At 59.0% G+C, this 12,659-nt stretch carries 9 protein-coding genes and 1 pseudogene; 6 read left to right on the top strand and 4 right to left on the bottom strand.

What is annotated here, in order from left to right:
* Positions 1–62: 62 nt before the first annotated feature.
* On the top strand, positions 63–2,642 hold the full coding sequence (mutS, locus tag HX821_RS17730; RefSeq protein ID WP_087695283.1) for a DNA mismatch repair protein MutS: 2,580 nt from the start codon (positions 63–65) through the stop codon (positions 2,640–2,642).
* Between the two features lie 142 nt (positions 2,643–2,784).
* Entirely contained in the window at positions 2,785–3,108 is a 324-nt protein-coding gene (gene fdxA, locus HX821_RS17735) for a ferredoxin FdxA (protein ID WP_003208688.1), read from the top strand.
* A 496-nt stretch (positions 3,109–3,604) separates the two neighbouring features.
* Here fdxA and apbC read toward each other — a convergent pair whose 3' ends face one another.
* Positions 3,605–4,699 (bottom strand): iron-sulfur cluster carrier protein ApbC, encoded by a 1,095-nt coding sequence (apbC, locus tag HX821_RS17740; protein ID WP_102369833.1) that lies wholly within the window; start codon positions 4,697–4,699, stop codon positions 3,605–3,607.
* 172 nt (positions 4,700–4,871) lie between these two features.
* Here apbC and metG point away from each other — a divergent pair, with 172 nt between their 5' ends.
* The 4 genes and pseudogenes from metG (at position 4,872) to HX821_RS17760 (ending at position 8,948) form a co-directional block, all read left to right on the top strand.
* Positions 4,872–6,923, top strand: coding sequence for a methionine--tRNA ligase (gene metG, locus HX821_RS17745; RefSeq protein WP_003208690.1), 2,052 nt, complete (start codon positions 4,872–4,874; stop codon positions 6,921–6,923).
* Between the two features lie 121 nt (positions 6,924–7,044).
* Positions 7,045–7,866 (top strand): annotated as a pseudogene (gene rsxB, locus HX821_RS17750) (electron transport complex subunit RsxB); the annotation flags it as partial.
* A 150-nt stretch (positions 7,867–8,016) separates the two neighbouring features.
* Entirely contained in the window at positions 8,017–8,655 is a 639-nt protein-coding gene (nth, locus tag HX821_RS17755) for an endonuclease III (protein WP_003208694.1), read from the top strand.
* 107 nt (positions 8,656–8,762) lie between these two features.
* Positions 8,763–8,948 (top strand): PA3496 family putative envelope integrity protein, encoded by a 186-nt coding sequence (locus HX821_RS17760; RefSeq protein WP_003208696.1) that lies wholly within the window; start codon positions 8,763–8,765, stop codon positions 8,946–8,948.
* 71 nt (positions 8,949–9,019) lie between these two features.
* Here the strand turns inward: HX821_RS17760 and HX821_RS17765 are convergent, their stop codons facing one another.
* From HX821_RS17765 to HX821_RS17775, 3 genes are all read right to left on the bottom strand, one after another.
* Positions 9,020–9,652: a response regulator transcription factor gene (locus HX821_RS17765; protein ID WP_003208698.1), complete on the bottom strand. Its 633-nt coding sequence runs from the start codon at positions 9,650–9,652 to the stop codon at positions 9,020–9,022.
* A 657-nt stretch (positions 9,653–10,309) separates the two neighbouring features.
* Complete coding sequence (locus HX821_RS17770) at positions 10,310–11,527, bottom strand: argininosuccinate synthase (protein WP_003208700.1); 1,218 nt, start codon at positions 11,525–11,527, stop codon at positions 10,310–10,312.
* Between the two features lie 129 nt (positions 11,528–11,656).
* The gene (locus HX821_RS17775) at positions 11,657–12,565 is read right to left on the bottom strand and encodes an OmpA family protein (RefSeq protein ID WP_177036167.1); all 909 of its coding nucleotides are present in this window, start codon (positions 12,563–12,565) and stop codon (positions 11,657–11,659) included.
* Positions 12,566–12,659 lie beyond the last annotated feature (94 nt).

Below are 12,659 nucleotides of genomic sequence, written 5' to 3' on the forward strand. Positions count from 1 at the left end.
TCAATGTACCATTAGCCTATTTACCCTTGCCAAAAATCGACAGGAAGAGCTGAACCCCGCGTATGACCGACCTCTCCAGCCACACCCCGATGATGCAGCAGTACTGGCGCCTGAAAAACCAGCACCCTGATCAGTTGATGTTCTACCGCATGGGCGATTTCTACGAGATCTTCTATGAAGACGCGAAGAAGGCGGCCAAGTTGCTGGACATCACCCTGACCGCGCGCGGGCAGTCGGCCGGGCAGTCAATTCCGATGTGCGGGATTCCATATCATTCGTTGGAAGGTTACCTGGTCAAGCTGGTGAAGCTGGGCGAGTCGGTGGTGATCTGTGAGCAGATCGGCGACCCGGCCACCAGCAAGGGCCCGGTGGAACGCCAGGTGGTGCGCATCATCACGCCGGGTACGGTGAGTGATGAGGCGCTGCTGGATGAGCGTCGCGACAACCTGATCGCGGCAGTACTGGGGGACGAACGCCTGTTCGGCCTGGCAGTCCTGGATATCACAAGTGGCAACTTCACGGTGCTGGAGATCAAGGGCTGGGAGAATCTGCTGGCGGAGCTTGAGCGCGTCAACCCGGTGGAGTTGATGATCCCGGACGACTGGCCAAAGGACCTGCCGGCGGAACGTCGCCGTGGGACCAAGCGTCGTGCGCCGTGGGATTTCGAGCGTGATTCGGCGCTGAAAAGCCTGTGCCAGCAATTCTCCGTGCAAGACCTCAAGGGCTTCGGTTGCGAAACCCTGACCCTGGCCATCGGCGCCGCCGGTTGCCTGCTCAGCTATGCCAAGGAAACCCAGCGCACTGCCCTGCCGCATTTGCGCAGCCTGCGTCATGAACGCCTGGACGACACCGTGGTGCTGGATGGCGCCAGCCGTCGCAACCTGGAACTGGACACCAACCTGGCGGGCGGTCGCGACAACACCCTGCAATCGGTGGTCGACCGTTGCCAGACCGCCATGGGCAGCCGCTTGCTCACCCGCTGGTTGAACCGCCCGCTGCGGGATTTGACCGTGCTGCAAGCCCGCCAGACCTCTATTACCTGCCTGCTCGACCGCTACCGCTTTGAAAAGCTGCAACCGCAGCTCAAGGAAATCGGCGATATCGAGCGGATCCTGGCGAGGATCGGCCTTCGTAACGCGCGGCCCCGCGACCTGGCACGCCTGCGCGATGCCCTCGGCGCCCTGCCGCAACTGCAAGCGGCGATGACCGAACTGGAAGCACCGCACCTGCAGCAGCTGGCAGTCACCACCGGCACCTACCCGGAGCTGGCGGCGCTGCTGGAAAAAGCCATCATCGACAACCCGCCCGCGATCATCCGTGACGGTGGCGTGTTGAAGACCGGTTACGACACCGAGCTGGATGAGCTGCAATCCCTGAGCGAGAACGCCGGGCAGTTCCTGATTGACCTGGAAGCCCGTGAAAAAGCCCGCACGGGCCTGGCCAACCTGAAAGTCGGCTACAACCGCGTGCACGGCTACTTTATCGAGTTGCCAAGCAAGCAGGCCGAGCAGGCGCCGATCGATTACCAGCGCCGCCAGACCCTCAAGGGTGCCGAGCGCTTTATCACTCCGGAGCTTAAAGAATTCGAAGACAAGGCGCTGTCGGCCAAAAGCCGCGCCCTGGCCCGGGAGAAAATGCTCTACGAAGCCTTGCTCGAAAGCCTGATCGACAAGCTTGCGCCGTTGCAGGACACCGCAGCCGCCCTGGCCGAGCTGGATGTACTGAGCAACCTGGCCGAGCGTGCCCTGAACCTTGACCTGAACTGCCCGCGCTTTGTCAGCGAGCCGTGCATGCGCATCGTGCAAGGTCGCCACCCGGTGGTGGAGCAGGTGTTGACCACGCCGTTCGTCGCCAACGACCTGTCGCTGGACGACGACACCCGCATGCTGGTGATCACCGGTCCGAACATGGGCGGTAAATCCACCTACATGCGTCAGACCGCGTTGATCGTGCTGCTGGCGCATATCGGCAGCTTCGTGCCGGCGGCAAGCTGCGAATTGTCACTGGTGGACCGCATCTTCACCCGGATCGGTTCCAGCGATGACCTGGCCGGCGGCCGTTCGACCTTTATGGTGGAAATGAGCGAAACCGCCAACATCCTGCACAACGCCACCGAACGCAGCCTGGTGCTGATGGACGAAGTGGGCCGCGGCACCAGCACCTTCGACGGGCTGTCCCTGGCGTGGGCGGCGGCCGAACGTTTGGCGCACCTGCGGGCATATACGCTATTCGCGACGCACTACTTCGAACTGACCGTGCTGCCGGAAAACGAGCCGTTGGTAGCCAACGTGCACCTCAATGCCACCGAGCACAACGAGCGCATCGTGTTTCTGCACCACGTGCTGCCCGGCCCGGCAAGCCAGAGTTACGGCCTGGCCGTGGCGCAACTGGCGGGGGTGCCGGCCGAGGTGATTACCCGTGCTCGCGAGCACCTGAGCCGCCTGGAAGAAACCGCGCTGCCCCATGAGATTCCCGTGGCCAGCCCGGCCAAGGCCAGCAACAAACCCAGCGCGCCGCACCAGAGCGACATGTTCGCCAGCCTGCCTCATCCGGTACTGGATGAGTTGGCTAAGCTTGACCTGGATGACGTGACGCCGCGAAAAGCGCTCGAAATGTTATATGCACTGAAGACTCGGATATAACGCAGACGCTTGCAAGCTGGTAGACTCTCGCGCGGTTTGGGATGCTGCGGGCTTTTAGCCTGGCCTGCAGACTATCGCTCCCGAACCTCGCGAGCCCTGCCACAAAGGGTTTCGCTGCCGCCGCCTGAGGAGAAAATTAGAAATGACCTTCGTCGTCACCGACAACTGCATCAAGTGCAAGTACACCGACTGCGTAGAAGTGTGTCCGGTGGACTGCTTCTACGAAGGCCCGAATTTCCTGGTCATCCACCCGGACGAGTGCATTGACTGCGCCCTGTGTGAACCAGAATGCCCGGCCGTCGCTATTTTCTCCGAGGACGAAGTCCCGGCAGAGATGCAGGAATTTATTCAGTTGAACGTTGAGCTGGCGGAAATCTGGCCGAATATCACTGAGCGCAAAGACCCGATGCCGGATGCGGCAGAGTGGGATGGCAAAAAAGGCAAGATTGCCGACCTCGAACGCTGATAGCGTCGATGCCCTCCAAAAGGCCCCTTGCGGGCCTTTTTGCATTTCTGCGGGGCGGGTTTCACTTTTCTACAGGCAAAAAAAAGGGGCGGTATGACCCGCCCACATTTTTTCCCTAGTCCCTGTGTTCCTTTTCATCGTCCTGATGAATCGCATCCTGCGAGGTTCCCTGAATCATCGTTCCTTGATGACTGTGTCAATCCGTGGACACAGGGCTGATCTTAGAGAGTTCACGGGGAAGTTCAACGGGATCCAACCCGCCGGGTTTTCGATTCACGCGCTCAAACGCGAATAAATAATCTTTATATTTCAATAAGATAGAAATATAGGCAATCAATTCAAGACGCCCCCGCCGATGAAAAAACCCAAACGCTTACGAAAAAGTAAGTGAATGCTTACACCAGCAATTACGTAAAAGAGTAAAAAACGCCTCGTTGGTGTTCACCAGGCAAGAAAAAGCCCCGACAAGGTCGAGGCTTTTTTCCCATCCGGTGGATCAGTCGTCGCTGACAGTAATCGTCGGCATTGCCTGGGCCTCTGCTTCCTGCAGGACGATTCGCGCGCCTACGTGGCGCGCCAGCTCCTGGTAGACCATGGCAATCTGGCCATCGGGCTCGGCAACCACCGTCGGCTTGCCGCCATCAGCCTGCTCTCGAATCCCCATGGACAGCGGCAACGACGCCAGCAGTTCAACGCCGTACTGGGTCGCGAGCTTCTCGCCGCCGCCTTCACCGAACAGATGCTCGGCGTGGCCGCAGTTGGAGCAGATGTGCACCGCCATGTTTTCCACGACGCCCAGCACCGGGATGTTGACCTTGCGGAACATCTCCACACCCTTGCGGGCATCCAGCAGCGCAAGGTCCTGCGGTGTGGTGACGATCACCGCGCCGGCCACCGGCACTTTCTGCGCCAGGGTCAGCTGGATATCGCCGGTGCCTGGCGGCATATCGATCACCAGGTAGTCCAGATTGCCCCAGTCGGTCTGGGTGACCAGTTGCAGCAACGCACCGGATACCATCGGGCCGCGCCAGACCATCGGTGTGTTGTCATCGGTCAGGAAGGCCATGGACATGACTTCCACGCCATGGGACTCGATCGGCACGAACCATTTCTGGTCCTTGATCTTCGGCCGGGTGCCTTCCGGGATGCCAAACATCACGCCCTGGCTCGGGCCATAGATGTCGGCGTCGAGAATCCCGACCCGCGCGCCTTCCCGGGCCAGGGCCAGGGCCAGGTTGGCGGCGGTGGTGGATTTGCCCACGCCGCCCTTGCCGGAAGCCACGGCCACCACGTTCTTGACGTTGGCCAGGCCCGGAATCTGCGCCTGGGCCTTGTGCGGGGCGATCACGCACTGGATGTCGACCCTGGCCGCGCTGACGCCGTCCAGGCCTTCGATGGCCATTTGCAGCATCTGCGCCCAGCCGCTCTTGAACAGGCCTGCAGCGTAGCCCAGCTCAAGCTGGACCGAAACCTTGTCACCCTGCACGTCGATGGCGCGTACGCACCCGGCGCTGACCGGGTCCTGGTTCAGGTAGGGGTCGGTGTACTGGCGAAGAACGGCTTCCACCGCTGCGCGATTGACGGCGCTCATGGGCTACTCCCGAAAAAAGACTGACTAAAACAGGCGGCTATCCTAACCGTTCCAGCGCTCCAGCGGCACGCTTTCGGCCTGTGGGAAAATCCGGAAACAGCCGCACGGGGTGAAATAAATTTCCCGGCGCTTTATAGTGGCCGACCTCCGTTTCATCAAGTAGCCGAGCCCCATGTCCGAGCCACGCAAGATCCTCGTCACCAGCGCCCTGCCCTATGCCAATGGTTCTATCCACCTTGGCCATATGCTTGAGTACATCCAGACCGATATGTGGGTGCGCTTCCAGAAGCATCGCGGCAATCAATGCATTTATGTCTGCGCGGACGACGCCCACGGTTCGGCCATCATGTTGCGCGCCGAGAAGGAAGGGATCACCCCGGAACAACTGATCGCCAATGTCCAGGCTGAACACAGCGCCGACTTTGCCGAGTTCCTGGTGGATTTCGATAACTTCCACTCGACCCACTCCGACGAAAACCGCGAGCTGTCGAGCCAGATCTACCTGCGCCTCAAGGACGCCGGGCACATTGCCACGCGTTCGATCACCCAGTATTTCGACCCGGAAAAGAAAATGTTCCTGGCCGACCGCTTCATCAAGGGCACCTGCCCGAAATGCGGCACTGAGGACCAGTACGGCGACAACTGCGAGAAATGCGGCGCCACTTACGCGCCCACCGACCTGAAGGATCCGAAGTCGGCCATCTCCGGCGCCACCCCGGTACTCAAGGATTCCCAGCACTTCTTCTTCAAGCTCCCGGATTTCCAGCAGATGCTGCAAACCTGGACCCGCAGCGGCACCCTGCAGGACGCCGTGGCGAACAAGATTGCCGAATGGCTGGACGCCGGCCTGCAACAGTGGGACATCTCCCGCGATGCGCCGTACTTCGGCTTTGAGATCCCGGGCGAGCCAGGCAAGTACTTCTACGTGTGGCTGGACGCGCCGATCGGCTACATGGCCAGCTTCAAGAACCTGTGCGACCGCACGCCGGAGCTGGACTTCGACGCGTTCTGGAACAAGGACTCCACGGCCGAGCTGTATCACTTCATCGGCAAGGACATCGTCAACTTCCACGCGCTGTTCTGGCCTGCAATGCTTGAAGGCTCGGGCTATCGCAAGCCAACCGGCATTGCCGTGCACGGTTACCTGACGGTCAACGGCCAGAAGATGTCCAAGTCCCGTGGCACCTTTATCAAGGCGCGCACCTACCTGGACCACCTGTCGCCGGAATACCTGCGCTACTACTACGCCTCCAAGCTGGGCCGTGGTGTCGACGACCTGGACCTGAACCTGGAAGACTTCGTACAGAAGGTCAACTCGGACCTGGTGGGCAAGGTGGTCAACATCGCCAGCCGTTGCGCCGGGTTTATCCACAAGGGCAACGCCGGGGTGCTGGTGGCTGAAAATGCCGCACCTGAGCTGACCGATGCGTTCCTGGCCGCGGCGCCAAGCATCGCCGATGCCTATGAAGCCCGCGACTTTGCCCGGGCCATGCGCGAAATCATGGGCCTGGCCGACCGCGCCAACGCCTGGATCGCCGACAAGGCGCCGTGGTCGCTGAACAAGCAGGAAGGCAAGCAGGCTGAAGTCCAGGCGATCTGCGCCACAGGCGTCAACCTGTTCCGTCAGTTGGTGATCTTCCTCAAGCCGGTATTGCCATTGCTGGCAGCCGACGCCGAGGCGTTCCTCAATGTGCCGCCGCTGACCTGGAATGACCACGCGACACTGCTCGGCAACCATCAGTTGAATGAGTTCAAGCCGCTGATGACCCGTATCGACCCGGTAAAAGTGCAGGCCATGACCGACGCATCGAAAGAAGACCTCGAGGCCAGCAAGACCGATACCGGCGACGCTGCACCTGCGGGCAATGGTGAACTGGCGAAAGATCCGTTGTCGCCGGAAATCGACTTCGACGCCTTCGCTGCGGTGGACTTGCGGGTGGCCCTGATCCTCAAGGCCGAAGCCGTGGAAGGCGCCGACAAGCTGCTGCGCCTGACCCTGGACATCGGTGATGAACAACGCAACGTGTTCTCGGGGATCAAGAGCGCCTATCCGGACCCATCCAAGCTCGATGGTCGCCTGACCATGATGATCGCCAACCTCAAGCCGCGGAAAATGAAGTTCGGTATCTCCGAAGGCATGGTGATGGCGGCCGGCCCTGGCGGTGAAGAGATCTACCTGTTGAGCCCGGACAGCGGCGCCAAGCCGGGTCAGCGCATCAAGTAACAATGGCTAACTGCCTCATGGTCTCGGCCATGGGGCGGTTTCAGCTAGTACCCCCTCCTCGCTTGCCGGATAATCGGATTCTGTTTGCTGTCGGCCCGTTGTTGGCTGTGGCTTTTCCGGGTTCCAACGCAATGATCAAACCATGAGCCTGATTCAACGTATCGACGCCCTGCTGCCGCAAACCCAGTGTGGCAAATGTGGGCATCCTGGCTGCAAGCCCTACGCAGAAGGCATTGCCCAAGGCGAGGCGATCAACAAGTGCCCTCCGGGCGGCCAGGAAACCATTACAGGCCTGGCGCAGCTGTTGAAGCTCCCGGTGCTGGAGTTGGACACATCTCGAGGGGAAGCGCCCGCACAGATCGCGTTTATCCGTGAAGCGGAGTGCATCGGCTGTACCAAATGCATCCAGGCCTGCCCGGTGGACGCTATCGTCGGTGCTGCCAAATTGATGCACACGGTGATTGTCGACGAGTGCACGGGTTGCGACCTGTGTGTAGCACCCTGCCCGGTTGATTGCATCGAAATGCGTCCGTTGAGCACCGTGGTACCGATTGTCGGCGGGCTGGCCTCCAATGATCATGAACGCGAGGCACGCAGCCTCAAGCGCGACCGGGCCCGGCGACGGTTTGAACAGCGCAACGCGCGGCTGCAACGCGAAGAGGAACAGAAACTTGCCGAACGCCAGGCACGCTCCAAGCGCGCCGCCCCGGTAGCTGCGGCCACGGTCAACCCAGTCCAGGCGGCCATTGAGCGGGTTCGTGCACAAAAAGCCGCGGCCATGGACGCCGCCTTGAAGAAGGCCAAGATCAACCTGGCCATGAGCCGCGCCCAATTGCACAAATCCCTGAAAGCTTTCGGCCACCCGCCGACCTTTGAACAGCAGTCGCAGTTGATCATTCTGCAACAGCACTTCGAAACGGCAGAGCAGGCGCTTGCAGCACTGGTGGTGGCTGATGCCCGCACCTGACCCCCTTGAGCACCGGCCCCACGTGATGAAGCGTGTACTGCCGGTGCACGCCGCGTTTATCCTGCTTGGGTTATTGGGCCCGTTTTTCGTAACCACACTGACTGTCCGCAAGGAACCGCTCGCCCCATGAACGCCGCAAAACGCCTGGAAATTTTCCGCCGGCTTCACGAAGACAACCCGGAACCGAAAACCGAACTGGCCTACTCCTCGCCGTTCGAGTTGCTGATCGCCGTGATTCTCTCGGCCCAGTCCACAGACGTCGGCGTCAACAAGGCCACCGCCAAGTTGTATCCGGTGGCGAACACCCCGGAGGCGATCTACGCGCTGGGGGTTGAGGGGTTGTCCGAATACATCAAGACCATCGGCCTGTACAACAGCAAGGCGAAGAATGTCATCGAGACATGCCGGCTGCTGGTGGAACTGCACGGCGGCGAAGTACCGCAAACGCGCGAAGCCCTGGAAGCCCTTCCGGGTGTTGGCCGAAAAACCGCCAATGTGGTGCTCAATACGGCATTTCGCCAATTGACCATGGCGGTGGACACGCACATCTTTCGGGTCAGCAACCGAACCGGTATTGCCCGCGGAAAAAATGTGGTGGAGGTGGAAAAACAGCTGATGAAGTTCGTGCCCAAGCCGTACCTGCTGGACTCGCATCACTGGCTGATCCTTCACGGACGCTATGTCTGCCAGGCCCGCAAGCCGCGCTGTGGCAGCTGCCGCATCGAAGACCTGTGCGAATACAAGGAAAAGACTTCCGACGATTGAGCCATCATTGCTTTTATCGATGAGTCGATTGAAAAAATCTTTTTTACCAGGCCCGAGATTATCGTTATAAGGAGCGCCAACGGCAGTCTTAGCCTGGAGTTAACCTTATGAGCACTGGCAAAGAACAACTGGATGTAGAAGACGACGTTGTTGGCGCTGAATCCGACGATGATGCAGCAGAAGCACCGGTAGAGGTGGCCAAGACCAATTTGAGCAAACGCCGCACCATCGACAACCTTCTGGAAGAGCGGCGCTTGCAAAAACAGTTGGCCGATTACGACTTCGATCTCTAATCGATCCAACGATAAACAGAAGCCTCCCTTGCGGAGGCTTTTTTCTGACTGGATGTAAATGTGAGGCCGGCCTACACCAGACCGTTTCGCTGGGCCAGCTCGATCAAGTCCACCAGCGAGCGGGCGTTGAGCTTGAGCAGCAAGCGGGTCTTGTAGGTGCTCACAGTCTTGTTGCTCAGGAACATGCCATCGGCGATCTCCTTGTTGGTCTTGCCACGGGCCAACTGCTGCAACACCATCATCTCCCGGCCGGACAGGCGCTCGACCATGTCCGCTTCGCTGGCGTTACCCATTGTGGAGCGCACCGAGTTCAACGCCTGGTTGGGGAAGTAGCTGTACCCGCACAGCACCGCCTTGACCGCGCTCAACAGCTCGGTGAGATCCTGTTGCTTGCACACGTAGCCGGCAGCACCCGCCTGCATGCACCGCATCGAGAAATGCCCGGGCGCCTGGGACGTCAGCACCAGCACCTTGAAGGGATGTGCCTGTTTGGTTGATGACAGCCGGCATATAACTTCCAGGCCATCGAGTTTGGGAATTCCAATATCCAGTATGACAATGTCCGGCATATGCTCGCGCGCAAGTTGCAAGGCATCGACACCGTTATCGGTCTCGGCAACGACCTCATAACTATGACGTTCCATTAGCATACGCACAGCAAGACGAATGACGGGATGATCATCCACGATCAGCACTTTATTCATGGGCAAGTCCAATTTCGCTGTTCGAATTATTAAGAGTAAGCACAATAGCCTAGTCGTTTCTCGCTTGGCATAGCGCTCCCCCCCAAGCAACAGCAAGCAGAGACCTAACCCACAAAGACATAGGATTTAACCTACAAAAAAACGCCAGATCGGAGCTATCCAGTTTTGTTGGGGCTTTCAGAACTTTCCGAGCACAAACATATTTTGAGTGAAAATTCCCAGGATTACGCGGGCCCGGGTAAACGCGCCGTACACAAGTTTCAGGAAATGCCCCTTGTGCGCTGTCAGAAGACCTGTGAACCCGGAGGGAAACCGGGTTTTTAAAAGTTCCATTCGACATAATTACTAACGCTCCATAAATCCTACAGGCATGTCAGCATCTGACATATTCGCGGTACATTTCTGAGTGAATTTTCTGTAGTACATAGTTCCTGCCTACAAGAAAAAATCTCACTTTCAACAATGCATCACTTATCGAGCGAAATTAATAAACATTGCCCCCGTAAAAATATAAACACTCCAGATCATCTCCTGGAGTACTTGAACTTTTTCGAAGCGAACAATAAACACAGGCGCGCGCCCGATGATTCCGGATGTATTTTCAACCAAAAAAAAATGGCCCCTTGAGGGGCCATTTTTCATTGCAACTTACAACACTCAGAACAACTTGCGACCTTTGTTGGCCGCAATGCGCATGCGCAACGCGTTCAGCTTGATGAAGCCTGCCGCGTCTGCCTGGTTGTAGGCGCCGCCATCTTCTTCAAAAGTGGCGATGTTGGCGTCGAACAACGACTCATCGGACTTGCGACCGGTCACGATCACATTGCCCTTGTACAGCTTCAGGCGCACAACGCCGTTCACGTGGACCTGGGAAGCGTCGATCATCTGTTGCAGCATCAGACGCTCAGGGCTCCACCAGTAGCCGGTGTAGATCAGGCTGGCGTACTTGGGCATCAACTCGTCTTTGAGGTGAGCCACTTCACGGTCCAGGGTGATGGACTCAATGGCGCGGTGAGCGCGCAGCATGATGGTGCCGCCCGGGGTTTCGTAGCAACCACGGGACTTCATGCCCACGTAACGGTTCTCGACGATGTCGAGGCGGCCGATACCGTGTTCGCCACCGATACGGTTCAAGGTCGCCAGTACGGTGGCCGGGGTCATTTCGACGCCGTCCAGCGCGACGATGTCGCCGTTGCGGTAGGTCAGTTCCAGGTACTGGGCCTTGTCAGGAGCGTTCTCCGGGGAGACGGTCCATTTCCACATGTCTTCTTCGTGCTCGGTCCAGGTGTCTTCCAGCACGCCGCCTTCATAGGAGATGTGCAGCAAGTTGGCGTCCATCGAGTACGGGGACTTCTTCTTGCCGTGACGCTCGATCGGGATCGCGTGCTTTTCAGCGTAGTCCATCAGCTTTTCACGGGACAACAGGTCCCATTCACGCCACGGAGCAATCACTTTTACACCTGGCTTCAAGGCGTAGGCGCCCAGTTCGAAACGCACCTGGTCGTTGCCCTTGCCGGTGGCGCCATGGGAAATGGCGTCGGCGCCGGTTTCGTTGGCGATTTCGATCAGGCGCTTGGCGATCAGCGGACGTGCGATGGAAGTACCCAGCAGGTACTCGCCTTCGTAGACAGTGTTGGCGCGAAACATCGGGAAAACGAAATCGCGGACGAACTCTTCGCGCAGGTCGTCAATGTAGATCTCTTTCACGCCCATGGCTTGCGCCTTGGCACGTGCAGGTTCGACCTCTTCGCCCTGACCCAGGTCAGCGGTGAAGGTCACCACTTCACAGTTATAAGTATCCTGCAGCCACTTGAGGATCACCGAAGTGTCCAGGCCGCCGGAATACGCGAGAACGACCTTGTTTACGTCGGCCATGCCATCACTCCACGGGGTTGTACGGAAAGGCGTCGATTCTACCGACCAAAACCGTGAAATTACAGAGGCGCGACAGCAAATGAAGATAAAGCGACAGATTATGTCGAGCGGGCGACGAAACGCCGCACCTTATGAGGTGGCGGCAGCGTTGCCTGGCGCCTTGGCCTGGGGCGCCGGTTTGTCGGGGGCTGCCACCCGTTCGAGCTGAATATTCACCCGGCGGTTTTTCGCCCGGTTGGCCGCGTTGGTGTTCGGCGCCAGCGGATAGCTTTCGCCATGAAAGCGCAGGGTAATCTGCGATTCCTGGATGCCATTGGCCTTGAAGTAGTCCATTACCGCCAATGCACGACGCCGCGAAACGTCGCGATTGGTCAGGCGATTGCCGCTGTTGTCGGAGTGGCCATTCAACTCGACGTGGTTAACCGTCGGGTCGGCTTTCATGAATTCGAGAATCACCGAGAGCTTTTTCCTGGCCGCCGCGTCCAGTTCGATGCCGCCACCCGGGAAACCCACCTCGGTCTGTCTGACCTGCTCGAAATTCATCGGCAGCAGCTTGGTGGTGCAGAGTTGATAGTCGTTGTAGGCCTTGCTGAATTTCGCCGGCAGCAGGCGGATCTCGGAGTAACCGCCGTCGCGGCTATAGTGGCGCACCGTCGGGCTGCGCCCTTCGAGCAGGCCGGTAAACAAACGCCCGGCCTGGGCCTGGGAGCTGTTGAACAGCACATCGCCACTGCCGACACGCACCGCCCCCAGGTTGATATCGCCACGCCCCGGCTGCCACGGCGCAGCCGCCGCCAATAGGGTTGCGGAACCGGCACCCAACGAGCCGTTAAAGGCTTTCAGGCGAAACGTCGCCTGCTCGCCGGCCCGGCGCACGAACTCGCCCGAGCCGAAATCGGTGATCGGCTGGGTCAAGCGGCACTCGAATTTATCGCCCTCCACTTTCCACTCAATATTCTCCAGACGTGTCTGGAACGTGAGGGCCATCGCGGGCAGGCTGGCGAACACACTGAGCAGGGCTAGATAATGCTGGCGCACGGGAGGCTCCACTGGTTTCTACAACACATCAAGGCGTCATACATCGTTAAGGCATACCCAGGGATATCGGTCGCATCCTGCAAAACTTGATAGC

This window comes from Pseudomonas sp. B6001, assembly GCF_013386015.1.
In the GTDB taxonomy this organism is placed as follows: Bacteria; Pseudomonadota; Gammaproteobacteria; order Pseudomonadales; family Pseudomonadaceae; genus Aquipseudomonas.

Coding starts and splice junctions, on each gene's coding strand:
- mutS (WP_087695283.1), top strand. CDS start 63: ATGACCGACCTCTCCAGCCACACCCCGATGATGCAGCAGTACTGGCGC.
- fdxA (WP_003208688.1), top strand. CDS start 2,785: ATGACCTTCGTCGTCACCGACAACTGCATCAAGTGCAAGTACACCGAC.
- apbC (WP_102369833.1), bottom strand. CDS start 4,699: ATGAGCGCCGTCAATCGCGCAGCGGTGGAAGCCGTTCTTCGCCAGTAC.
- metG (WP_003208690.1), top strand. CDS start 4,872: ATGTCCGAGCCACGCAAGATCCTCGTCACCAGCGCCCTGCCCTATGCC.
- nth (WP_003208694.1), top strand. CDS start 8,017: ATGAACGCCGCAAAACGCCTGGAAATTTTCCGCCGGCTTCACGAAGAC.
- HX821_RS17760 (WP_003208696.1), top strand. CDS start 8,763: ATGAGCACTGGCAAAGAACAACTGGATGTAGAAGACGACGTTGTTGGC.
- HX821_RS17765 (WP_003208698.1), bottom strand. CDS start 9,652: ATGAATAAAGTGCTGATCGTGGATGATCATCCCGTCATTCGTCTTGCT.
- HX821_RS17770 (WP_003208700.1), bottom strand. CDS start 11,527: ATGGCCGACGTAAACAAGGTCGTTCTCGCGTATTCCGGCGGCCTGGAC.